General features: G+C 73.0%; 19 protein-coding genes, 1 pseudogene and 1 riboswitch. Of the genes and pseudogenes, 14 read left to right on the forward strand and 6 right to left on the reverse strand.

Annotation, left to right across the window (positions count from 1 at the left end; all coding sequences use genetic code 11):
• The 8 genes and pseudogenes from IG64_RS37780 to IG64_RS41765 form a co-directional block, all read left to right on the forward strand.
• Nucleotides 1-312, forward strand: a pseudogene (locus tag IG64_RS37780) (extensin); the annotation flags it as partial.
• A 97-nt stretch (nt 313-409) separates the two neighbouring features.
• Nucleotides 410-832 (forward strand): phage tail protein, encoded by a 423-nt coding sequence (locus IG64_RS34945; protein ID WP_037863955.1) that lies wholly within the window; start codon nt 410-412, stop codon nt 830-832.
• A gap of 32 nt (nt 833-864) precedes the next feature.
• Nucleotides 865-1,590 carry a tail protein X gene (locus IG64_RS34950; protein WP_037863960.1) on the forward strand — a complete coding sequence of 242 codons (726 nt, stop codon included), beginning with the start codon at nt 865-867 and terminating at the stop codon, nt 1,588-1,590.
• Nucleotides 1,590-3,497, forward strand: a complete 1,908-nt coding sequence (locus IG64_RS34955; RefSeq protein WP_037863965.1) for a VgrG-related protein — start codon at nt 1,590-1,592, stop codon at nt 3,495-3,497. Before IG64_RS34950 ends, IG64_RS34955 begins: the two co-directional genes overlap by 1 nt.
• A gap of 76 nt (nt 3,498-3,573) precedes the next feature.
• Entirely contained in the window at nt 3,574-4,008 is a 435-nt protein-coding gene (locus IG64_RS34960) for a GPW/gp25 family protein (RefSeq protein WP_037863966.1), read from the forward strand.
• The gene (locus IG64_RS34965) at nt 4,008-5,969 is read left to right on the forward strand and encodes a putative baseplate assembly protein (RefSeq protein ID WP_037863967.1); all 1,962 of its coding nucleotides are present in this window, start codon (nt 4,008-4,010) and stop codon (nt 5,967-5,969) included. Before IG64_RS34960 ends, IG64_RS34965 begins: the two co-directional genes overlap by 1 nt.
• Nucleotides 5,969-6,553 (forward strand): phage tail protein, encoded by a 585-nt coding sequence (locus IG64_RS34970; RefSeq protein WP_037863970.1) that lies wholly within the window; start codon nt 5,969-5,971, stop codon nt 6,551-6,553. Before IG64_RS34965 ends, IG64_RS34970 begins: the two co-directional genes overlap by 1 nt.
• Nucleotides 6,550-8,208: an NADase-type glycan-binding domain-containing protein gene (locus IG64_RS41765; protein WP_037863971.1), complete on the forward strand. Its 1,659-nt coding sequence runs from the start codon at nt 6,550-6,552 to the stop codon at nt 8,206-8,208. Before IG64_RS34970 ends, IG64_RS41765 begins: the two co-directional genes overlap by 4 nt.
• An 88-nt stretch (nt 8,209-8,296) precedes the next feature.
• Here IG64_RS41765 and IG64_RS34980 read toward each other — a convergent pair whose 3' ends face one another.
• On the reverse strand, nt 8,297-9,511 hold the full coding sequence (locus IG64_RS34980; protein ID WP_037863973.1) for a polyamine ABC transporter substrate-binding protein: 1,215 nt from the start codon (nt 9,509-9,511) through the stop codon (nt 8,297-8,299).
• A gap of 327 nt (nt 9,512-9,838) precedes the next feature.
• Complete coding sequence (locus tag IG64_RS34985) at nt 9,839-11,278, reverse strand: gamma-aminobutyraldehyde dehydrogenase (RefSeq protein WP_037863975.1); 1,440 nt, start codon at nt 11,276-11,278, stop codon at nt 9,839-9,841.
• A gap of 171 nt (nt 11,279-11,449) precedes the next feature.
• On the opposite strand from IG64_RS34985, the gene IG64_RS34990 reads away from it, so the two are divergent.
• The 6 genes from IG64_RS34990 (at nt 11,450) to IG64_RS35015 (ending at nt 17,499) form a co-directional block, all read left to right on the forward strand.
• Entirely contained in the window at nt 11,450-11,974 is a 525-nt protein-coding gene (locus IG64_RS34990; protein ID WP_037863977.1) for an Lrp/AsnC family transcriptional regulator, read from the forward strand.
• Nucleotides 11,959-13,338 carry an aspartate aminotransferase family protein gene (locus tag IG64_RS34995; RefSeq protein ID WP_037863979.1) on the forward strand — a complete coding sequence of 460 codons (1,380 nt, stop codon included), beginning with the start codon at nt 11,959-11,961 and terminating at the stop codon, nt 13,336-13,338. The genes IG64_RS34990 and IG64_RS34995 overlap by 16 nt, the downstream gene beginning before the upstream one ends.
• Nucleotides 13,339-13,602: 264 nt before the next feature.
• A complete protein-coding gene (locus IG64_RS35000) occupies nt 13,603-14,346 on the forward strand; it encodes an ABC transporter ATP-binding protein (RefSeq protein WP_037863980.1) in 744 nt (247 codons plus the stop codon).
• A complete protein-coding gene (locus IG64_RS35005; protein WP_037863982.1) occupies nt 14,328-15,587 on the forward strand; it encodes a hypothetical protein in 1,260 nt (419 codons plus the stop codon). Before IG64_RS35000 ends, IG64_RS35005 begins: the two co-directional genes overlap by 19 nt.
• A gap of 110 nt (nt 15,588-15,697) precedes the next feature.
• Complete coding sequence (locus tag IG64_RS35010; RefSeq protein ID WP_037863985.1) at nt 15,698-16,114, forward strand: VOC family protein; 417 nt, start codon at nt 15,698-15,700, stop codon at nt 16,112-16,114.
• 263 nt (nt 16,115-16,377) lie between these two features.
• Entirely contained in the window at nt 16,378-17,499 is a 1,122-nt protein-coding gene (locus tag IG64_RS35015; protein ID WP_037864007.1) for an LOG family protein, read from the forward strand.
• Between the two features lie 109 nt (nt 17,500-17,608).
• On the opposite strand, the gene IG64_RS35020 is transcribed toward IG64_RS35015, so the two are convergent.
• From IG64_RS35020 to rlmN, 4 genes are all read right to left on the reverse strand, one after another.
• A complete protein-coding gene (locus IG64_RS35020) occupies nt 17,609-18,628 on the reverse strand; it encodes an ABC transporter ATP-binding protein (protein ID WP_037863987.1) in 1,020 nt (339 codons plus the stop codon).
• Nucleotides 18,628-20,316 (reverse strand): ABC transporter permease, encoded by a 1,689-nt coding sequence (locus tag IG64_RS35025; protein ID WP_199811720.1) that lies wholly within the window; start codon nt 20,314-20,316, stop codon nt 18,628-18,630. The genes IG64_RS35020 and IG64_RS35025 overlap by 1 nt, the downstream gene beginning before the upstream one ends.
• The gene (locus IG64_RS35030; RefSeq protein ID WP_037863993.1) at nt 20,292-21,362 is read right to left on the reverse strand and encodes a thiamine ABC transporter substrate-binding protein; all 1,071 of its coding nucleotides are present in this window, start codon (nt 21,360-21,362) and stop codon (nt 20,292-20,294) included. Before IG64_RS35030 ends, IG64_RS35025 begins: the two co-directional genes overlap by 25 nt.
• 83 nt (nt 21,363-21,445) lie before the next feature.
• A riboswitch (TPP riboswitch) is annotated at nt 21,446-21,551 on the reverse strand.
• A gap of 190 nt (nt 21,552-21,741) precedes the next feature.
• The gene (gene rlmN, locus IG64_RS35035; protein WP_037863995.1) at nt 21,742-22,848 is read right to left on the reverse strand and encodes a 23S rRNA (adenine(2503)-C(2))-methyltransferase RlmN; all 1,107 of its coding nucleotides are present in this window, start codon (nt 22,846-22,848) and stop codon (nt 21,742-21,744) included.
• Between the last annotated feature and the right edge of the window lie 21 nt (nt 22,849-22,869).

Consider the following 22,869-nt stretch of genomic DNA (forward strand, 5'->3'; position numbering starts at 1 on the left):
CAGCCTCCGCCCCCGCCCCCCGCACCGGCCGCGCAGCCCGCCCACCACACGGCGGTGCGGAGCGTCCACGGCACCGGCTCCGCCCCGCCCCCGTACACCCCGCCCGCCGCCGGGGCCACGCCGCCTGTGCCCCCGGAGGCCCCGCCGGAGTACGAGGCGGTCCCGCCGGGCGCGTTCGACCCGAGGGAGCTGACCGACTTCCAGCTCGACGAGCTGGTGCACCGGATCATCGGCCGGATCACCCGGCTCATCCGTACCGAACTCCGACTGGACCGTGAGCGGATCGGCAAGCTCCGCGACCCGCGCCACTGACCGCCGGCGCACCCCGGAGACGCCCGGAGCCCACCGGAGACCCACCGGACACCACCGACCAGAACGACGACGGAAACGAAAGAAGGGCCCACCCTCGATGTCCCGCCAGGACCCGGGTTCCACCATCTGGTTCACCCTCAGCATCGACGGCGAGAGCCTCGGCTACTTCAACGGCTGCGAGGGGCTGTCGTCCCAGGTGGAGGTCGAGCACCGCCAGGAGGGCGGCAACAACGGCTTCGTCTGGCAGTTGCCGACCCGTGTCACGTTCTCCACGATCCGGCTGACCCGTCCGCTCACCCCGGACACCACCAAGGTCGCCAAGTGGATCTCGTCCGTGCAGACGGGCGTCAAACGGCCCACCGCGCAGATCGCCGCACTGCGCGCGGACGGCTCCGAGGTGGCCCGCTGGGGGCTGATCGACGTGCTCCCGGTGAGCTGGACCGGTCCCACCCTCGACCCGGCGAGTCCCGCCGTGGCGACCGAGGTGCTGGAGATCGCCCACCACGGGTTCACGGACTGAGCTGACGGAACGGACTGAGGGGAACGGCAGACATGGCCAAGGGCAGCAGGGGCGGCGCGGGCAAGAGCCTGGTGCGGGCCACGCTCGCGATCCACCAGCCGCCGAAGGGCAAGAGCAGGACGCCCGGCGGGCTCATCAAGACGTTCGCTTTCGACTTCAACCCGGCGCAGCTGTCGCTGACCCGCCGCGCCAACTGGAAGGTCACCCCGTCCCAGATCGAACGCAAGGGCCCGCTCCCGGAGTTCCTGGGCACCCAGTCGCGGGAGATGAACGTCGAGATCTTCCTGGACACGTCCGACGAGCCGACCAGCAACACCGTGCTGAAGAAGGTCGAGTCGCTGCTCTCCTGCTGCGAGGTGACGGCGCAGAGCGTCGCCGCCAAGCAGCCCTCGCCGCCGTGGGTGGTCTTCCAGTGGGGGTCGTTCTCGACGGCCCGGTTCACGGCGTACGTCAGCTCGGTGGAGGCGAGTTACACGCTGTTCGGGACGACCGGCGTGCCGATCCGCGCCACCTGCCGGCTCCAGCTGCACGAGATCCCGAGCCGCACCAAGGGGCAGAACCCGACGTCGGGCGCGCTGACCGCGCAGCGCGTGCACCGGGTCGTGGCCGGTGACTCGCTGCAGTCGCTGGCCTGGCGGGAGTACGGCAACGCGTCCGCCTGGCGGTCCATCGCCGAGGCCAACGGCATCGACGACCCGTCCGTGCTGCCGACCGGTGTCGAGCTGGTGCTGCCGGCCGCCGAGGAGGTGCGTGGCTGATGGTGCAGTCCGCGTTCTCCAATGTCATCGACGTCAAGGTCGGGGGCGCCAAACTGCCCCCGGAGTACGCCGCGGACCTCGTGGACAGCTATGTCGACCAGGGCGTCGGCGTCCCGGCGGCGTTCCGGCTCACCTTCCGCGACCCCTACCGGCTGCTGCTGGGCAAGCTCAACATCACCTTCGGCACCAAGGTGGTCCTCGCGCCGGTCGCCGACGGCGAGGGGGCCGGTGACCCGCTGCTGACCGGCGAGGTCACGGGCCTGGAGGCCGACTACGACGGCACCGGCAGCTTCACCGTCGTGCGCGGCTACGACCTCGGGCACCGTCTGCTGCGCCAGCGCCGGGTGGCGGCGTACCGCAACCAGAGCGCGTCCGACATCGCCCGCAAGCTGGCCGCCCAGGACGGGGTGCCGATCGGGCGGATCGAGTCGACGCGGACGGTGTACGAGTTCATCAGCCAGTCCAACGTCACCGACTGGGACTTCCTCGCGCGGCTCGCCGACGAGAACGAGATGGTCATGTCGGTGGACGCGGACGGCAAGTTCCAGTTCGTGAAGCCGAAGTCGGCCTCCGGCGCGCCCTCCCCGAGCACCGACGGGGAGAAGAGCCCGTTCGTGCTCCAGGCCGGGCACGACATCCTGCGGCTGCGGGCCGCGGTGACCGCCGCCGACCAGGTGGGCAAGGTCGAGTCGCGCGGCTGGGACGTGACGACGAAGAAGAAGCTCACGGCGACCGCGCCCGCCACCGACAACCCGGGCATCACCATCGGCACCACGCCGGGCGCCGCCGCCGCCAAGTTCACGACGGCCAAACTGGTCGAGACGGGCACGCCCTACGACAAGCAGAACGAGGTGAAGTTCGCGGCCGACGCCCTCGCCGACGACGTGACGGGCTCGTTCGGCGAGCTGGAGGTCGTCGCGCGCGGAAACCCCCTGCTGCGCCCGGGGGTTCCGGTGGCGCTGGCGGACGTGGGCGTGCCCTTCGAGGGCAAGTACACGGTCACCTCGGTGCGGCACGTGTTCGGCGACGGCAAGCACTACGAGGTGTGGGTGACGGTCAGCGGACGGCAGTGGCGTTCGCTGTACGGGCTGGCCTCGGGCGGCTCCGACACCGCGCCGCGGCTGCCGAGCGTGGCCAACGCGCTGGTGACGGACGTGAACGACCCGCTGAAGCAGGGCCGGGTGCGGCTGCAGTTCCCGTGGCTGGACGACCGTTACGTCAGCGACTGGACGCGGACCGTGCAGATGGGCGGCCTGGACGGCGGCGGGATCTTCCCGATGGACGTCAACGACGAGGTGCTGGTCGCCTTCGACCGGGGTGCCCTGGACCATCCGTTCGTCATCGGCGGGCTCTACAACGGCCGGGACAAGCCGACGACCGTCAGCGACGTGCCGCTGCACGACACGGTGCGCAAGAAGGCGAGCCGGCACACCGTCTCCGACCGGGACGGCAACCGCATGGACCTGCTCAGCCAGAAGACGGGCGGCCGCAAACAGGGCGTCCGGCTGGTCTCCGGGGACAAGCGGCTCACCATCAACCTGGACCGGACGAACACCGAGATCATCGTGGACAGCAAGGGCTCGGTGACGATCAAGGGCAGCCGGTCGGTGTCGGTGGAGGCGGGCACCGACCTGTCGCTGAGCGCCGGACGCAGCCTCACCCTCAAGAGCGGCGGCCCGCTCAGCATCCAGAGCGCCAGCATGGTCAACGTGCGGGCCGCGGGCGAGATCGGGGTCACGGCCGGGGGTGCGCTGAACCTGTCGGGAGGCGGTGTCGCCAACCTCACCGGCGGGGGCACCGTGCAGATCTCCTCGCTGGTCAACACGACGATCAAGGCGCCGACCACCCTGGTCGCGTCCCCGGTCTTCGGCGTCACCACCATCCCCGTGCCGATGGTGATCCCGTGAGCCGTCCCTGTCACCGCGGCCGCCCCGGCGGCGGCCGCCGCCGTCGCCGATTCTGTGGAAAGCGGGTGCCGTCCTGATGGCCGAGCAGTTCGTGGGGTCCGGCTGGTCGTTCCCGTTGCGCATCGGGCCGACCGGCGGGATCGCGCTGGTCAGCGGCGAGCGCGAGGTCGAGGAGGCGATCCGCCTGGTGCTGTCGACGGCGCCGGGCGAGCGGCCCATGCGGCCCGACTTCGGCTGCGCCATCCACGACCTGGTGTTCGCCCCGGTCAACGAGCAGACCGCGGGCCGCATCCAGCACGAGGTGTACGCCAGCCTGGACCGCTGGGAGCCGCGCATCGAGGTCGACGACGTCGAGGTGTCGGCGGGCGGCGACCAGAGCGTCCTCTACATCGACGTGCGCTACTCGATCCGCGGCACCAACAACCCGCGCAGCCTCGTCTTCCCGTTCTACGTCATTCCGTCCCACGACGAGCCGGACGGCACCGCCCCGGCTCCGGAAAGCGATCGCTGATGGCACTGCCCTCCCCCAATCTCGACGACCGCCGCTTCCAGCAGTTCGTCGACGACGCCAAGCGCTACATCCAGCAGCGTGCTCCGGAGTGGACCGACCACAACGTCTCCGACCCGGGCGTCACCCTGGTCGAGACGGTCGCCCACATGGCCGACCAGATCGTCTACCGGCTCAACCGGGTGCCGGAGAAGAACCACCTGGCCTTCCTCGACCTGGTCGGGATCACCCTGTTCCCGCCGTCGGCCGCCCGCACGGACGTCACGTTCTGGCTGTCGGCGCCGCAGGAGGAGCCGGTGGCGGTGCCCGTGGGCACCGAGGTGGCGACCGTGCGCACCGAGAGCGAGGAGGCGGTGGTCTTCGCCACCGAGCGCGAACTGACCGTCGTGCCCTGCGAGTTGCGCAACCTCCTGGTGCAGCACCGGGGCGAGGCGGCGGTGGACCGCACCCACGACCTCGCCGAGGAGGACAAGGACCTGCTGTGCTTCGCCGAGTCCCCCGACCCCGGTGACTGCATGCTGCTCGGCCTGTCCGCGGCGGTGCCGCACTGCGCGGTCTCCCTGGACCTGGACAGCCGGGTCGACGGTGTCGGCGTGGACCCGCGCCAGCCGCCGCTGGTGTGGGAGGCGTGGACGGCGGACGGCTGGCAGCCCTGCGAGGTCGACCGGGACGGCACCGGTGGTCTCAACCGTCCCGGCGAGGTGGTCCTGCACGTGCCCGGCGGGCACGTGCTGTCCCGCAACGCCGGCCAGGAGGCGGGCTGGCTGCGCTGCCGGGTCACCGAACCCCACCCCGGCCAGCCCTTCTACACCACCTCCCCCACCATCCGGGCCGCCGGGGCGTTCACGATCGGCGGCACCACCGCCACCGTGCACGCGGAGACGGTGTACGACGAGGCGCTCGGCGAGTCCACCGGGCTGCCGGGCCAGCGGCTGCGCCTGACGCACGCGCCGGTGGTCGGGGACGACCCGCCGGTGCTGCTGCAGACCGCCGAGCACGACGGCTGGGTGGACTGGCAGGTCGTCCCGAACTTCGCGGCCTCCGGCCCGGACGACCGGCACATCACCCTGGACGCCACGACCGGCGAGATCTCCTTCGGCCCGGCGGTGCGCGAACCCGACGGCTCGCTGCGCCAGTACGGGACGGTGGCGCCCAAGGGCTCGCCCATCCGGGCCCGCCGCTACCGCACCGGCGGCGGCCGGGCGGGCAACGTCGCGCGCGGCGCCGTGCAGATCCTGCGCACCTCCATCCCGTACGTCTCCGAGGTCGTCAACCGCGAGGCCGCGCGCGGCGGGGTGGACGGGGAGACCGTCGAGGAGGCGAAGGTCCGGGCGCCGATCACGCTGCGCGCCCAGGAGCGTGCGGTGACCCTGCGGGACTACGAGGAGCTGGCCCGGCGGGCCGCCCCGGAGACCGCGCGGATCACCTGTCTGGAGGGCGAGGAGGGCGAGCACGGCGCTTACGCGGTACGGGTCCTCGTGGTGCCGCAGGCGGTGCCGGACCCGGGCGGCCGGCTCCGCTTCGAGCAACTGGTGCCGGGTGACGCCCTGCTGGACCGGATCACCCGCCACCTGGACGAACGGCGCCTGATCGGGACCCGGCTGGCGGTCGGCCCGCCGTACTACCAGGGTGTGACGGTGGTGGCCACGGTGCACGCGTTCCGGGGCGTCGACACCGACCGGGTGCGGCGGGACGCGCACGACGCGCTGTACCGGCACCTCGACCCGCTGACCGGCGGGGCCGCGGGCACGGGCTGGCCGTTCGGCCGTCCGGTGCAGTCCGGTGAGGTCTTCGCGGTGCTCCAGCGCGTGCCGGGCGTCGAGCTGGTCGACCAGGTGGTCCTGCACCCGGCCGACCCGCTGACCGGCAAGCGTGGCGAGGCGACCGACCGCATCGACCTGTCCGCGCCGTCCCTCGTCTTCTCCTTCGACCACCGGGTGCGGGTCATCGGGGACGGTGCCTGATGCGCGGCTCCATCGACGGCCTGGGCTCGTCCGCTCCGATCGGCATGATGCTGCCCGCGGTGTTCGCCGACGACGATCTCGCGCAGCGGTTCGTCGCCGGACTGGACGAGGTCATCGCGCCGATCCTGAACGTCCTCGACTGCATGGACACGTACTTCCGGCCGTCGCTGGCCCCGCTGGACTTCGCCCAGTGGCTGGGCGGCTGGGTCGGCGCGGAGACCGACGGCAGTGAACCCGAGCCGCTGCTGCGGGCCGCGGTGGCCGCCGCCGCGTACCTGCACCGGGTCCGCGGCACCCGGCGCGGGCTGGCCGAGGCCGTACGCCTCGCCTTCGGGGTCGAGCCGGAGATCAGCGAGAGCGGTGGCGCCACCTGGAGCGCCCGCCCGCTGGGTCCGGTGCCCGGCGAGGCGCGCCCCCGCCTGCACGTGCACCTGCGGCTGCCCGACCCGACCCCCGCGGACCGCTACCGCCTGGACTCCCTGGTCGCGGCCGCCCGCCCCGCCCACATGCCGTACACGGTGCAGGTGACCGCGGCCCGGCCCGCCGTCCCCGCCGAACCCGCCGAAAGGACCCCCGAGAGATGACGACCCCCCAGAACTGCGCCGACTGCGGCACCCGCGCGGAACCGGGCCAGTCGTTCTGTGACGCCTGCGGGGCGGTACTGAGCTGGACGGACCCGGCGGCGTCCCGTACCCCGTCCGCCGCGTCCCGGGTGCCGGAGCCGAGCGGGGCCGCCGCGTCCGGCGGCTCCGCCGGGGCCGCCGCGTCCGCCGGCTCGTCCGCGGCCGCCGACGCCCCGGCGGGGCGCGGTGACGCGCCGGACCCGGCCCCGGCTCCGCAGGGCGCCGGGCACGGACCGGGTGACGGCGGCGGCTCCGACGCCCGCGGGCAGGCGTCCGCGGGGTCCGCGTCCGCGGGGTCCGCGTCCGCCGCGGGGGCGCCTTCGGGAGCCGTTGCCGGCGGGACCGCGTCCGCCGGCACGGCCACGCCTCCCGGCGCCCCCGCCGCCACGGCCGCCTCTCCGGAGGCCGCCCGGGGCACCGCGCCGGAGTGGCCCGCCTCCCCCCGGCCGGACGGCGCCGGTCACGATCCTGCGGGACCGGCCTCCCGGCCCGGCGGGGAGCCGGCCGGCGACGCCTGGCACGACCCGCACCGGTCCCGCGAAAACGACACCCTCCCGAACGCGACCCCGGGGGTCCACTACTTCTCGGACCCCGCCGACGCACCCGCCGCCCCCGGTTCCGCCGATCCGGCCCCCGAGCCCGCCTCCTGGCCCACGCCCCCCGCAGGCACGCCGGCGGCCGCGCCGGGCGCCCCGCTTCCCGGCTCCCCGGAGGACGCGGCGGACCGGGCGCGGCGCCTGCTGATCCCGGTCGCCGACCCGGACGCCCAGCCCGCGGCCGCCCCCTCCGTCGCGCCGGTGCTGCCCGGCCGCCCCGCCCCCCAGCGCCCCCAGTCCGTACGGGCCCCCGGCGAGGAACTCGGCGCGGACGGCGGTCTGCCCTGCCCCTGGTGCGGCACCCGGAACCGGCCGGAGCGGCACTACTGCGCGCGCTGCGCGATGCCCATGGCCGGTGACCGGCACGCACCGGTCCGGCTGCCCTGGTGGCGGCGGCTGCTGCGCGGCGGCAACCGCGAGGCGCCGTGGGCCGGTGACCGCCCCCGGCTGCGCCGCGCCTTCGACCGTGTACTGACCTGGCTGGGCGCGGCGATCGTACTGACCCTGCTGATCGTGCTGGCCGTGAAGATCCCCGACGGTGTGCAGGCGACCCGCGACCACTTCGCCAAGCGGGCCCCGGTCGCGCCCGACCGGGTCAGCGCCTCCCGCTCGTACCCGGGGCACAAGCCGGACCTGGCGTTCGACAAGATCAACAACACCTGGTGGGGCCCGGGCGTGTCCGAGAGCGGCCAGGGCCAGTGGATCGAGGCGCGCTTCGACCAGCCCACGCGGCTGCTGAACCTGATCATCACGCCGGGCGTGTCCATCCGTGCCGACCAGCTCTCCAAGTCGGCGCTCCCGCACCGCGTCGAGGCCCGGATCACCCTGGCCGACGGCAAGACCACGACCCGTGAACTCGTCCTCGACCAGGGGGCGGGGCCCCAGACCCGCGCCTTCCGCGTCGGCAAGGCCACGGCGGTCCGCTTCACCATCGAGTCGGCCTACCAGCCCTCGGCGACGAAGCAGGTCTCCATCGCCGAGATCGAGTTCTTCGGCCCCTCCAACTCGAGCGGGAGCTGAACGGGTCGGGGAGCCGGGCACGGCGGGAGCCGGGCGCGGCGGGAGCTGCTGGGGAGGGGGGAGCTGAGCACGGGGCCCGGGAGGGCCCCTACAGCCCCACGATCTTGTTCCAGCGCCTGGCGAACTCCACCCGTTCGGTGGAGGTGATGTCCCGGGCGACGGCCAGGCGGCGGCGCATGGCGGCGTCCGGGAAGATCAGCGGGTTCTCGGCCAGCGCGGCCGTCTCCTCGTCGCCGGAGGCGGCCAGCACCTCCTTCGCCGCCGGGACCGGGCAGACGTAGTTCACCCAGGAGGCCAGTGCGGCGGCGGCCTCGGGTTCGTAGTAGTAGTCGATCAGGCGCTCGGCGCTCGCCTTGTGGGCGGCCCGGTCGGGGATCATCAGGGAGTCCGACCACAGCTCGGCGCCCTCCTCGGGCACGACGAAGCGGATGCCGGGGTTGTCCGCCTGGAGCTGGATCACGTCGCCCGAGTAGGCCTGGCAGGCCAGGACGTCGCCGCTGACCAGGTCCTTGGTGTAGTCGTTGCCGGTGAAGCGGCGGATCTGGCCGCGGGCGACCTGCCGCTCCACCTGGTCGCAGACGCGGTGGAAGTCGTCCGCCGTCCACTTCCTGATGTCGACGCCTTCGCCCTGCATCAGCAGGGCGAAGGACTCGTCCAGGCCGGACAGCAGCGTCACCCTGCCCTTGAGGTCGCTCGCCCACAGGTCGGCGACGCGGTGGATGTCGCGGCCGAGGCGGCGGCGGTCGTAGGCGATGCCGGTGATGCCCGACTGGTAGGGCACGGTGAACCTGCGCCCGGGATCGAAGGCGGGCGAGCGCAGCAGCGGGTCGAGGTGGCGGGCGACGTTCGGCTGCCGGGCGCGGTCCATCTCCTGCACCCAGCCCAGGCGCACGAAACGGGCGCACATCCAGTCACTGATGACCATGAGGTCCCGGCCCGGTTCCTGATGGTTCATCAGGGACGGGCTGATCTTGCCGAAGAACTCGTCGTTGTCGTTGATCTCCTCGGAGTACGCCACGGAGATCCCGGTGCGTTTCTCGAAGGCCTCCAGCGTGGGCCGCCGGTTCGGGTTCTTGTCGTCGGTGTCGATGTAGAGCGGCCAGTTCGACCAGGCCAGCCGCTTGTCGCCGGCCGAGAGGTCCCGGACGGAGCGGTCGCCCGCAGCGACGTACGCGGCGGGCACCCCGCATCCGGCGAGCGCGCCGAGCGCGGCGGTGGAGCCGAGCGCGCGCAGCAGGGAACGGCGGGAGGCGGCGGGAGGGATGCGCGGCGGGGTGCGGGGCGTCAGCGGAGTCCGGGGCATCCCCGCAGCATGCCGCCCGCGCCCGCCCCGGACAATCGACGCTCCGTCGAGCGCGGCGGGGCTGCCCGGACACCTTGTCGATCCCGGCCCGCCGCGACGGCCCACCGCCCCTTGCCCGCAAGGCCGTTGGACACCGGCGACGCGTGGCGCGCGGCGCGCGGCGCGCGTTCGCGGGAAGAACGCCGGACGGCCCGCGGGGAGCACCGCACGGCCGCGGGCAGAGCACCGCACGCCCGCGGGAAGACGCCGGGCGTCCGCGGACGTGCCGCGGCCCCGGACGGTCCGTCCACCGTCCGGGGCCGCGGTTCCTGCCGGGGCGTGCGCCGGTCAGCCGTCCAGCGAGGTCATGACGTGCTTGATGCGCGTGTAGTCCTCGAAGCCGTACGCCGACAGGTCCTTGCCGTAGCCGGACTTCTTGAAGCCGCCGTGCGGCATCTCGGCGACCAGCGGGATGTGGGTGTTGATCCACACGCAGCCGAAGTCGAGCTTCTTGGACATCCGCATGGCGCGGGAGTGGTCCTTGGTCCACACCGAGGAGGCCAGCGCGTACTCGACGCCGTTGGCCCACTCGACGGCCTGGTCCTCGTCGGTGAAGGACTGGACGGTGATGACCGGGCCGAAGACCTCCTTCTGGATGATCTCGTCGTCCTGCTTGAGGCCGGAGACGACGGTCGCGGCGTAGAAGAAGCCCTTGTCGCCGACCCGGTGGCCGCCGGCCTCGACCTTGGCGTGGGCGGGCAGCCGCTCGATGAAGCCGGCGACCTGCTTGAGCTGGTTGGGGTTGTTCAGCGGCCCGTACGCCACGTCCTCGTCGTCGGGCTGCCCGGTCTTGGTGTCCTCGGCGGCCTTGGCGAGCGCGGAGACGAACGCGTCGTGGATCGACTCGTGGACCAGCACGCGGGTGGCGGCCGTGCAGTCCTGGCCGGCGTTGAAGAAGCCGGCCTCGGAGATGCCCTGGACGGCCTGGTCGATGTCGGTGTCCTCGAAGACGACGACCGGGGCCTTGCCGCCCAGCTCCAGGTGGACCCGCTTGAGGTCCTTGGAGGCGGACTCGGCGACCGACATGCCGGCGCGGACGGAGCCGGTGATGGAGGCCATGGCGGGGGTCTCGTGCTCGACCATGAGGCGGCCGGTGTCGCGGTCGCCGCAGATGACGTTGAAGACGCCCTTGGGCAGGACCGAGCCGATGATGTCGGCGATCAGGACGGTGGAGGCCGGGGTGGTGTCCGACGGCTTGAGGACGACCGTGTTGCCGGCCGCGAGCGCGGGGGCGAACTTCCACACGGCCATCATCATCGGGTAGTTCCACGGCGCGACCTGGGCGCAGACGCCGATCGGCTCGCGGCGGACGATCGAGGTCAGACCCTCCATGTACTCGCCGGCCGAGCGTCCCTCCAGCATCCGGGCCGCACCCGCGAAGAAGCGGATCTGGTCGACCATGGGCGGGATCTCCTCGGAGCGGGTCAGCCCGATGGGCTTGCCCGTGTTCTCCACCTCCGCCGCGATCAGTTCCTCGGCGCGCTCCTCGAAGGCGTCCGCGATCTTCAGCAGGGCCTTCTGCCGCTCGGCCGGGGTGGTGTCGCGCCAGGCGGGGAAGGCCGCGGCGGCCGCGGCCATGGCGGCGTCGACGTCCGCCTGACCGGACAGCGGCGCGGTCGCGTACGCCTCGCCGGTCGCGGGGTTGACCACCTCGGTGGTCCGTCCGTCGGCGGCGTCCCGGAACTCACCGTCGATGTAGTTGCGCAGACGACGCAGCTCGGTGCTCACTGCCGGCCCTCCTGGTGGGGTTCAAGGTGTCCAATCACTGAGACACCCACCCTAGTCGCCCGGCCGACGTTTTCAACACCCCCGCCGCCACCACTTCTGCGAAATCCGCAAGACTCGACCCTGCAAACAACGAATTTCATCGGTTCGGGGTTGCGGAACTGTCGAGACGTCGTGCACAGTGAGGACGTGGCCAGTCGAAGCGCAGACCAGAAGGACTCGCCCCGCGAGTCCCGCAACGGGAACGGCACCCCCCAGCTCGACGCCGTCTCCCTCGCGATCATCCAGCAGCTCCAGGAGGACGGCCGCCGGCCCTACGCGGCGATCGGCAAGGCCGTGGGCCTCTCCGAGGCGGCCGTGCGCCAGCGCGTGCAGAAGCTGCTGGACCAGGGCGTCATGCAGATCGTCGCCGTCACGGACCCGCTCACCGTGGGCTTCCGCCGGCAGGCGATGGTCGGCGTGAACGTCGAGGGCGATGTCGAGGCCATCGCGGACGCGCTGACTGACATGTCGGAAGTCGAGTACGTGGTGATGACCGCGGGCTCGTTCGACATCCTCGCGGAGATCGTCTGCGAGGACGACGACCACCTGCTGGACGTCATCAACAAACGCATCCGGGCCCTGCCCGGCGTGCGCTCCACCGAGAGCTTCGTTTACCTGAAGCTCAAGAAGCAGACCTACATGTGGGGAACCCGATAACCGTGAGCAAGGACCTCAGCCGAACCGCGTACGACCACCTGTGGATGCACTTCACCCGCATGTCCTCGTACGAGAACGCCCCCGTGCCGACCATCGTGCGCGGCGAGGGCACCTACATCTACGACGACCAGGGCAAGCGCTACCTCGACGGCCTCGCGGGCCTGTTCGTGGTCCAGGCCGGCCACGGCCGCACCGAGCTGGCCGAGACCGCCTTCAAGCAGGCGCAGGAACTGGCCTTCTTCCCGGTCTGGTCGTACGCCCACCCCAAGGCCGTGGAGCTGGCCGAGCGGCTGGCCGACTACGCGCCGGGCGACCTGAACAAGGTCTTCTTCACCACCGGCGGCGGCGAGGCCGTCGAGACCGCCTGGAAGCTCGCCAAGCAGTACTTCAAGCTCACCGGCAAGCCGATGAAGCACAAGGTCATCTCGCGCGCGGTCGCCTACCACGGCACCCCGCAGGGCGCCCTGTCCATCACCGGCCTGCCGGGCCTGAAGGCCCCCTTCGAGCCGCTGGTCCCGGGCGCGCACAAGGTCCCGAACACCAACATCTACCGCGCCCCGATCTTCGGCGACGACCCCGAGGCCTTCGGCCGCTGGGCCGCCGACCAGATCGAGCAGCAGATCCTCTTCGAGGGCCCCGAGACGGTCGCCGCCGTCTTCCTGGAGCCGGTGCAGAACGCCGGCGGCTGCTTCCCGCCGCCGCCCGGGTACTTCCAGCGGGTGCGCGAGATCTGCGACCAGTACGACGTGCTGCTCGTCTCCGACGAGGTCATCTGCGCCTTCGGCCGCCTGGGCACCATGTTCGCCTGCGACAAGTTCGGCTACGTCCCGGACATGATCACCTGCGCCAAGGGCATGACCTCGGGCTACTCCCCGATCGGCGCCTGCATCATCTCCGACCGCCTGGCCGAGCCGTTCTACAAGGGCGACAACACCTTCCTGCACGGCTACACCTTCGGCGGCCACCCGGTCTCCGCCGCGGTCGGCCTGGCCAACCTCGACCTGTTCGAGCGCGAGGGCCTCAACCAGCACGTCCTGGACAACGAGGGCGCCTTCCTGTCCACGCTCCAGAAGCTGCACGACCTGCCGATCGTCGGTGACGTCCGCGGCAACGGCTTCTTCTACGGCATCGAGCTGGTCAAGGACAAGAACACCAAGGAGTCCTTCAACGACGAGGAGACCGAGCGCGTCCTGTACGGCTTCCTCTCCAAGGCGCTCTACGACAACGGCCTGTACTGCCGTGCCGACGACCGCGGCGACCCGGTCGTCCAGCTCGCCCCGCCGCTGATCTCGAACCAGGAGACGTTCGACGAGATCGAGCAGATCCTGCGCGCGGTGCTGACGGAGGCGTGGACCAAGCTGTGACCCCGCCGAGGTGAGCGAACCACGGCGCACACCTCCGATCAGATGATCATCACCGGCCCCGGAGCCGTCCGTTCGAGTGGGAAACGGCGGCCCGGGGCCGTGTGCTGTCCGGCCACCCGGCCCCGGCTGCCTAGCGTGACGTGACCGATCGGCTCCGCCTTCGTTCCCCCGTACGAGGGATTCGTACGGAGAACGGGCACGAGGGATCCCCGGACCCGCACGGCACCCCGCGCGGCATTCCTGATCCGAACCGAGGTGTACGCCATGGTGGCCCCGCCGGACAACGACGTGCTCTGGGCACGCGCCCTGCACTACACCCACAAGGACGGCTCGCCCGCCCTGAGCGGAGTCTCGCTCGGCGTCGGACAGGGCGAGATCCTCGCCGTCGCCGGACCGAGCGGCAGCGGCAAGACCACCCTGCTGCGCTGCCTGTCCGGCATGGTGCGGGTCCGCGAGGGCGAGGTCTGGTTCAACAGCGCCCCCGTGCACACGCTCGGCGCGCTCGCCCGCGAGCGGCTGCGCCGCGACCGGTTCGGCTGGATCGACCCCGCCCCCGTCCTCGTACCGGAACTGAACGCCTGGGAGAACACCGCCCTGCCGCTCATGCTGCGCGGCACCGGCCGGCGCCGGGCCAAGGTGGCCGCCCTGGAGTGGCTGGAGCGCCTGGACGTCGGCGAACTGGCCCGCAAGCGCCCGCACCAACTGCGCCAGGCCGAACGGCAGCGGGTCTGCATCGCCCGCGCGCTGGCCCCCGCGCCCACCGTGCTCTTCGCCGACGAGCCGACCGCGCCGCTGCACCGCGCCGACCGCGCCCACGTGCTGCGCACCCTCACCACCGCCGCCCGCTCGCACGGCATCACCGTCCTGCTGGCCACCCACGACGCGCAGACCGCGGCCCTCGCCGACCGCACGGTGGCCCTCCAGGACGGGCGGTGCGTGAAGACCGTGCAGCTGCCCCCGGCGGGTGACGCGACGGAAGGCCGGGCCGCGTGCTCGCTCTCCGTCTGACCCGCCTCGCCCACCCGGCCGTGCAGCTGCGCCGCCTGACGGTGGCCGCCGCCTCGGCGGGTACCGGCTTCCTGCTGCTGTGCAGCCTGGCCTACGGCCTCGGCCACCCGGACGACTCCGGCGCCGCGCTGCTGCGGCTGTCCTGGTGCGCGGTGCCGCTGGCCGCCACCGTGTACCTCGCGGTCGTCGTGGCCCGCACCGACCCGGCCACCCGGCCCCGCACGGCCCTGTCCGCGCTCGGCCTGGGACCCGGCCGCCTGATGGCCGTCTCGGCCGCCACGACCGCCCTGACCTGCACGGCCGGTACCCTCTTCGCGCTGCTGCTCTTCCTGCACCTGCGCGGCGGCCTCACCGGACTGCCGTTCGACGGCGCCGCCTCCGGGGCCCTCGCCTCGCGCGAGCGGCTGCCGGTGCCGGGGGCGCTGACGCTGCTCGCGATCGTCCCGGCCCTGGCCTCGGCCGCCGTGGCCTGGTCCCTGCGTCCGCGCGAGCCCCGCCCGGCCGCCCGCGCCGCCGCGCCCGCCCCGCAGGACGGGGACGCCCCCGGCGACGCCGGCACCGCCGAGGCGGGCACGGACGGCCCCGGCACCGGGGCCGTCCCGGACGACACCGACCCGCACCGCCCCCTCCCGCCCCGCCGGCCCCCCGCCGGCCTGCCCTGGGGGATCGCCGTGCTGGCCGTCGGCCTCACCGTCGAGGCCTACGCGGGTCCCTCCCCCGCCTCCCGCACGGCCCTGCCCGGCCACCTCGCCGCCGACTCCGCGCCCGTCCTGGCGGGCTGGCTGCTCACCGCCCTCGGCCTGGCCCTGGCCGGCCCCGGCCTCACCCACCTGTGCGGCCGCCTCCTCCAGGCGGTGCGCCCGGGCGCGGTACGCCTGCTGGCGGGGCGGGTGCTGATGGAGGAGGCGGGCCGGATCGGCCGCCCGCTGGGCGTCGTCTGCTCGGTGGCCTCCGGCGCCTACGCCGCGGTCGCGCTGTCCGGCGGCGCGGCACCGGATCCCGGCCCCCTCACCGCCCTGGGCGGTCTCCTGGTGGCCGGCTGCGCCGTGGCCGCGCTGCTCACCGCCGCGGTGGAGGCCCGGCAGTCCCGGTCCGCCACCGTCGCCGCCCTGCGCCGGCTCGGCGCCCCGGCCACCACGCTGCGGTCCGCCGCGGCCCTGCGCGCCGGCGCCCTGCTGGCCCTGTTCGTGCCGCTGACCCTGGTGATCGCCGGTCTCGCCGCGCTGCCGCTGGCGCGCTGAGACAGCCGTACGAAAAAAAGATCCCCGGCAGCGATGAGTTCCGCCTCCGGCCCCGGTCCACCCCACCGAACAGCACGCACGGCGGCACCGCAGAGGGAGAGAGACCCACCATGTCGAACAGCTACCAGCAGATGATCTTCGTGAACCTGGCGACCGAGGACGTGGCCGCGTCGAAGAAGTTCTTCACCGAGCTCGGCTACAGCATCAACCCGCAGTTCTCCACCGACGACTGCGCCTGCGTCGTCATCAGCGACACGATCATCGCGATGCTCCTGGGCAAGAAGCGCTACGCGGACTTCACCGAGAAGGAGATCGCGGACTCCACCCGCACCAGCGAGGTGCTGATCTGTCTGAGCGCCGAGAGCCGCGAGAAGGTCGACGAGCTGGTCGGCAAGGCGGTCGCCGCGGGCGGCACGGCGACCGGCCGGACCCAGGACCACGGCCACATGTACGGCCGCGCCTTCGACGACCTCGACGGCCACACCTGGGAGGTCATGTGGATGGACCCGGCGGCGGTGCAGGGCTGAGCCCAGGAGAGCCGCAGGACACGCGCCGCCGCCCCGGGCCCACTCCACCCGCACGGCCGCCCCGCCCGGCCGGCCGGGACGCACGGCGCCGCCGCCCGGCACAGCCGGTGCGCACGGCGGGCGTTGTCCCGCCACCCACGGCGCCGCCCTGCCGGTGGGGGGAACGGAACCGGCCGGCCGGTCCGCGCCCTTCGGGCGGCGGGCCGCCGCACGGCACGGGCGGTGTCTGCCGCGGCGCTGCCTAGCATGGGCGGGTGCATCCGATATCCGATCCGCCCTACGGCGGTTCCCCCGACCGTGAGATCGAGTCCCTCGCCGAGTTCGACGAAGTCGTCCTGGCGCACGGGTCCCTGGCCCGGTACCGCGTCCAGTCCGTCGACCTGACGGACCGTGGCGACGTCCTCGTCTCCGTCGACACGACCGGCGCCGTCTTCCTCGGCTGCGCCATGGCGCCCGACGCCGCCGCGAAGGTGCGCGCCGATGGGGCCCTGGTCTTCCCGCCCGTACCGCACCTGCCCTTCGACCCGTACCGGGGCTTCGTCTACACCCCCGGCGAACTGTTCGAGTCACTCGCGGAGTCGGGCTACGAGGCCACTCCCGACGCCCGCGCCTACGCCTGGTTCCAGCGGACGAGGGCCGACGGGGACATCCACGCCTCCATGCTGCGCGCGATCCACGACGACGCCGTCTCCGACGCGCTCGACGAACTCCTCGCCGGCGCGCGGGTGGTGGGCGTCATGGGCGGGCACGCGATGGAGCGCGGCACGCAGGAGTACGCGGGGGCGGCGCGCCTGGGACGCGCGCTGGCCCGCGACGGCTTCACGGTGGCCACCGGCGGCGGCCCCGGCGCGATGGAGGCGGCGAACCTCGGCGCCTACGCCGCGCCCTTCGACGACGCGATGCTGCACGAGGCGCTGCGCCTGCTCGGCAAGACTCCGTCGTTCAGGCCGTCGGTCACCGACTGGGCGCGCGCCGCCTTCGAGGTGCGCGACCGCTGGCCGGACGGCGGGGCGTCGGTCGGCATACCCACCTGGTTCTACGGACACGAGCCGCCCAGCCCGTTCGCGGCGCACATCGCCAAGTACTTCGCCAACGCCACCCGCGAGGACGGCCTGCTGGCCCGCTCCACCGCGGGAGTGGTCTTCCTGCCGGGTGCGGCGGGCACCGTCCAGGAGATCTTCGACAACGCCACCCCGAACTACTACGAATCGCGGGGCGAACCCGCCCCCATGGTGCTCGTGGACCGCGTGCACTGGACGGAGCGGCTGCCGGCGTGGCCGTTGCTGCGCTCGCTCGCGCGGGGCCGCCCGATGGAGCAGCGCATCGCCCTGGTGGACCGCATCGAGGAGGCTCCCGAGGCGCTGAGACGGCTCGGCGGCCGGTGAACGGGCGGTGCCGGCAGCCCCGGCACCGCTCCGCCCACGGCCGCCGGGAGCGGAGCGGTCTTCCACGGGCCGCGCCGCCGGGGCACCGCCGGGCGGGCCGCCGTCGCGGTCAGCCCAGCACCACGGTGTCGGCCGGGTCGAACACCACGCCCGTCTCGTCCCCGACCTCGGGGGCCGACCGCAAGGGGCAGGCCGCCTCCAGCCGGGGCGCGCCGGGCGGCTGGAGGCGGACGGTGACGTGGGTGCCCCTGAAGGTGCGGGCGACCACCGTGCAGCCCAGGCCCTCGCCGGCCGGGACGAGACGGACACCGGCGGGCCGTACGAGGACGTCACGGGCACCCTGCGGGGCGTCCGCGGGCACCGGCACCTTGCCCCACGGTGTGAGCGCCACCTCGCCCTCGACCTTCGCCTCCACGACGTTCTCGAAACCGAGGAAGCGTGCCACGAAGGCGTCGGCGGGGCGCTGCCACACCTGAAGCGGCGTGCCGGACTGGGCGATCCGGCCCTCCCGCATCACGACGACCCGGTCGGCCAGCGCGAACGCCTCGCCCTGGTCGTGGGTGACGGCGAGGACCGTGGTGCCCAACCGCCCGAACAGCTCGCGCAGTTCGACGACGAGGCGTTCGCGCAGGGAACGGTCGAGCTGGCCGAGCGGCTCGTCGAGCATGAGCAGCCGGGGCCGGGGCGCGAGGGCTCGGGCGAGCGCGACACGCTGCTGCTCGCCGCCGGACAGGGCGGCCACGGCGCGCGCTCCCGCGCCCGGGAGGCCGACGAGTTCGAGCAGTTCGGCCACCCGCTCGGCCCGTTCCCGCCGGCTCGCGCCGCGCATCCGCAGCCCGAAGCCGACGTTCCCGGCCACGTCCCGCTGCGGGAAGAGCTGGTGGTCCTGGAACATCAGGCCCACCTCACGGCGGTGCACCGCGACCCCCGCCTGGTCCCGCCCGTCGAGCAGCACCCGGCCCCGGTCCAGCGGCTGGAGCCCGGCCACCGTCCGCAGCAGCGTCGACTTGCCGCTGCCGCTGGGGCCGAGCACGCAGACGATCTCCTGTTCGGCGACCGCGAGGTCGACCGCGTCGAGCACGGGCCGCCCGGCGAAGCGGACGGTGGCGGCCTGCAGGCTCAGCAGCATCAGAACTCCCCCGTCCGGTCGGTGCCGCGCAGTCTCTCCAGTACCAGCAGCGCCACCGCGCACACCACCATGAGAATCGTCGACAGGGCCATCGCCTGGCCGTAGTTGAGGTCGCCGGGCCGGGCGAGCAGACGGGCCACGGCCACCGGCAGGGTCGGGTTGTCGGGACGCGCGATGAACACGGTCGCCCCGAACTCCCCGAGGGAGACCGCGAAGGCGAACCCGGCGGCGACCAGCAGCGCCCGCCGCACCAGCGGCAGGTCCACCTCCCGCCACACCCGCCAGGGCGACGCCCCGAGCACGGCCGCCGCCTCCCGCAGCCGTGCGTCGACCGCGCGCAGCACGGGCAGCATGGTCCGTACGACGAAGGGCACGCCGACCAGGGCCTGCGCCAGGGGCACCAGGAACCAGGACTGTCTGAGGTCCAGCGGCGGCTTGTCCAGGGCGATCAGGAAACCGAAGCCGACGGTCACCGCCGACACCCCGAGCGGCAGCATCAGCAGCGCGTCGAAGCCGCGCACGATCCGGCCGGCGTCGCGGCGGGCGAGCGCGGCGGCGGCCAGCGAGCCGACGACGACGGCGACGGCGGTCGCGGCGGCCGCGCAGGACAGGGAGGCGCCGACGGCGTGGATCGGCGCGACCAGGAAGGTGCCGCCGTCGGGGTCGGTCAGCGCACGGTAGTAGCCGAACCCGGGCGCGGTGAGCGAGCGCCGCACCAGCACGGCCAGCGGCAGCAGCAGGAGCACGGCGATGACGGCGACGACCGCGGCCAGCAGCGTCCACTGCCCGGCGCCGCGCGGACGGCGGGCGGTGCGGGAGGCGTCCACCAGTTTCAGCGCCGTCTCCCGGCGCCGTACCGTCCAGGCGTGCACGGCGAGGATCGCGCCCAGCGCGAGGAACTGCACGAGGGTGAGGACCGCGGCCGTGGTGAGGTCGAACATCTGCGAGGTCTGCCGGTAGATCTCCACTTCGAGGGTGGAGAAGCCGGGGCCGCCGAGGATCTGCACCACGCCGAAGGAGGTGAAGGTGAAGAGGAAGACCATGAGCGCGGCCGCGGCCACCGCGGGGGCCAGGGCCGGCAGGGTGACCTTGCGCCAGGCGGTCAGCGGGGAGGCGCCGAGCATCCGCGCGGCCTCCTCCTGCCGCGGGTCGAGCTGGGCCCACAGACCGCCCACGGTCCGTACGACGACGGCGTAGTTGAAGAAGACGTGCGCGAGGAGGATCGCCCACACGGTGGTGTCCAGCCGCACTCCCCACAGCTCGTCGAGCAGTCCCCCGCGCCCGAGCAGCGCGAGGAAGGCGGTGCCCACGACGACCGTGGGCAGCACGAACGGCACGGTGACCACCGCCCGCAGGAGGTGGCGGCCGGGGAAGTCGTAGCGGGCGAGGACGTAGGCGCCGGGCAGCGCGATCAGCAGGGTGAGCGCGGTGGAGGCGAGCGCCTGCCAGGTGGTGAACCACAGCACGTGCCGGATGTCGGACCGGCCCAGCACCTGCGTGAACTGCCCCCACTGCCAGGAGCCGCCGGCGTGCAGTCCGCGCCGCACGATCGCGGTCACCGGGTAGGCGAAGAACAGCGCGAAGAACGCGACGGGCACGGCCATCAGGCCGAGCCGCGCCGCGTTCCCCGCACGCCGGCGCCGGACACGTGCCGGGTCATGCCCTACTTCGCTACGAGCGAGGACCACGTCTTGACCCACTGGTCACGGTTGGCGGCGATCTTGCCCGGGGCCATGGTCTGCGGGTCCTTGGCCTGCGGACCGTACTTCACGAACACCGCGGGCACCGCGGCCGTCTCGCGCACCGGGTAGACGAACATGTTCAGCGGCATGTCCTCCTGGAACTTCTCGCTGATCAGGAAGTCGAGGAACGCCTTGCCGCCCTTGGTGTTGCGCGCGTTGCTGAGCAGGCCGGCGTACTCGACCTGGCGGAAGCAGGTGCCGTCCACGACGCCGGTCGGCGCGGTCTTCGGCTTCGGGTCGGCGTAGACGACCTCGGCGGGGGGCGAGGAGGCGTAGGAGACGACGAGCGGCCGGTCGCCCTTGGCCTTCTTCCCGCCGGCGGAACCGGAGAACTCCTGGTTGTAGGCCTGCTCCCAGCCGTCGACGACCTTGACGCCGTTGTCCTTGAGCTTCTTCCAGTACGCCTGCCAGCCCGCGTCCCCGTACTTGGCGGCGGTGCCGAGCAGGAAACCGAGGCCGGGTGAGGAGGTCGCCGCGTCCTCGGTGACGAGGAGGTTCTTGTACTGCGGTTTCAGCAGGTCGTCGAAGGAGGCCGGCGGCGCAAGCTTGCGGTCGGCGAAGTACTTCTTGTCGTAGTTGACGCAGATGTCGCCGGTGTCGACGGGCGTGACGCGGTGCCGGGCCTGGTCGACCCGGTACCGGCTGACGACCATGCCGGAGTCCTTCGGCTCGTACGACTGGAAGAGTCCGTTGTCGAGCGCGCGGGACAGCAGCGTGTTGTCGACGCCGAAGAAGACGTCGCCCTGCGGGTTGTCCTTGGTGAGGATGGCCTTGTTGACGGCCTGTCCGGCGTCGCCGTCCTTGAGGATGCGCACCTGGTACCCGGAGCGCTTCTCGAAGTCGGCGATGACGCTCTTGGACGCGGCCCACGAGTCGTGGCTGACCACGGTCACGGTCTTGGTGTCCGCCGCCTTGTCACCGGACGACCCGCACGCGGACAGCGTGACCAGGCCGAGTCCGACGGCCGCGGCGACGAACGTCTTGTGGTGCACTGGATTTTCCTCCTGGATGGTGGCCAGGAAGAGACGCGGCCCCGCCCGGGTTCCGCGCGGGACGCCCGGGCAGGGCGCAACAGCTCGAGTGATGACCGAACTTCCTACCCAGAATGACCTGGGCGAGGTTCAGAGGGTCTGCGGCCGGTGCCGCACTCTCAGCGCTGTGGCGCTCCCCTGTCGGAATATGAAGATGTCGGAACATGAAGCGGTGTACGGGCCCAGCGTACCGTCCGGCCGCCGCCGGGCCACCGGCCGGTGGCCCGGCGGCCGGGCACGGCTGCCTCGCGGCGGCCCCCGGTCCGCCCGGCACGACCGCCTCTCGGCGGCCCCGTCCGCCCGGCGGGGGTGTCCCTCGCCGGCCGTCCGCCCGGCGCGGCTACCGCTCGGTGGCGGCGAGCTGGCCGCAGGCGCCGTCGATCTCCTGGCCGCGGGTGTCCCGGATGGTGACGGGCACACCGTGCGCCGCGATCGCCTCGACGAACGCCTTCTCGTCCTCGGGCCGCGAGGCGGTCCACTTGGAGCCCGGCGTCGGGTTGAGCGGGATCAGGTTGACGTGCACCGGCCTGCCCTTGAGCAGGCGGCCGAGCCGGTCGCCGCGCCACGCCTGGTCGTTGATGTCCCGGATCAGCGCGTACTCGATGGACAGCCGGCGCCCGGAGCGGGCGGTGTACTCGAACCCGGCGTCCAGCACCTCCCGCACCTTCCACCGCGTGTTCACGGGCACGAGGGTGTCGCGCAGTTCGTCGTCGGGGGCGTGCAGGGAGATGGCGAGGCGGCACTTGAAGCCCTCGTCGGCGAACCGGTGGATCGCCGGGACCAGGCCCACCGTGGAGACGGTGATGCCCCGCTGGGACAGGCCGAGCCCGTCCGGCTCGGGGGCGGTCAGCGCGCGGATGGCGCCGACCACGCGGTTGTAGTTGGCCAGCGGCTCGCCCATGCCCATGAACACGATGTTGGACAGCCGGGCCGGGCCGCCCGGCACCTCGCCGTCGCGCAGGGCCCGCATGCCGTCGACGATCTGGTGCACGATCTCGGCGGTCGACAGGTTCCGGTCGAGTCCGGCCTGTCCGGTGGCGCAGAACGGGCAGTTCATCCCGCATCCGGCCTGGGAGCTGATGCACATGGTGACCCGGTCCGGGTAGCGCATCAGCACGGACTCGACGAGCGTCCCGTCGAACAGCCGCCACAGCGTCTTGCGGGTGGTGCCCTCGTCGGTCGCCAGATGCCGCACGACCGTCATCAGCTCCGGGAGCAGCGCCTCACGCAGTCTGGCGCGCGAGCCGGCCGGAATGTCCGTCCACTGCTCGGGGTCGTGCGCGTACCGCGCGAAGTAGTGCTGCGAGAGCTGCTTGGCGCGGAACGGCTTCTCGCCGATCGCGGCGACGGCCTCCTTGCGCTCGGCGGGCGAGAGATCGGCAAGGTGCCGCGGCGGCTTCTTGGCTCCGCGCGGGGCGACGAAAGTGAGTTCTCCGGGCTTGGGCATGGTGGTACCAGTGTCGCAGAT

It is taken from the genome of Streptomyces sp. NRRL S-340 (assembly GCF_000720185.1).
Lineage (GTDB): Bacteria > Actinomycetota > Actinomycetes > Streptomycetales > Streptomycetaceae > Streptomyces.

Coding starts and splice junctions, on each gene's coding strand:
- IG64_RS34945 (WP_037863955.1), top strand. CDS start 410: ATGTCCCGCCAGGACCCGGGTTCCACCATCTGGTTCACCCTCAGCATC.
- rlmN (WP_037863995.1), bottom strand. CDS start 22,848: ATGCCCAAGCCCGGAGAACTCACTTTCGTCGCCCCGCGCGGAGCCAAG.
- IG64_RS34980 (WP_037863973.1), bottom strand. CDS start 9,511: ATGCCCCGGACTCCGCTGACGCCCCGCACCCCGCCGCGCATCCCTCCC.
- IG64_RS34965 (WP_037863967.1), top strand. CDS start 4,008: ATGGCACTGCCCTCCCCCAATCTCGACGACCGCCGCTTCCAGCAGTTC.
- IG64_RS34950 (WP_037863960.1), top strand. CDS start 865: ATGGCCAAGGGCAGCAGGGGCGGCGCGGGCAAGAGCCTGGTGCGGGCC.
- IG64_RS34970 (WP_037863970.1), top strand. CDS start 5,969: ATGCGCGGCTCCATCGACGGCCTGGGCTCGTCCGCTCCGATCGGCATG.
- IG64_RS34960 (WP_037863966.1), top strand. CDS start 3,574: ATGGCCGAGCAGTTCGTGGGGTCCGGCTGGTCGTTCCCGTTGCGCATC.
- IG64_RS35020 (WP_037863987.1), bottom strand. CDS start 18,628: ATGCTGCTGAGCCTGCAGGCCGCCACCGTCCGCTTCGCCGGGCGGCCC.
- IG64_RS35000 (WP_037863980.1), top strand. CDS start 13,603: ATGGTGGCCCCGCCGGACAACGACGTGCTCTGGGCACGCGCCCTGCAC.
- IG64_RS41765 (WP_037863971.1), top strand. CDS start 6,550: ATGACGACCCCCCAGAACTGCGCCGACTGCGGCACCCGCGCGGAACCG.
- IG64_RS34955 (WP_037863965.1), top strand. CDS start 1,590: ATGGTGCAGTCCGCGTTCTCCAATGTCATCGACGTCAAGGTCGGGGGC.
- IG64_RS35010 (WP_037863985.1), top strand. CDS start 15,698: ATGTCGAACAGCTACCAGCAGATGATCTTCGTGAACCTGGCGACCGAG.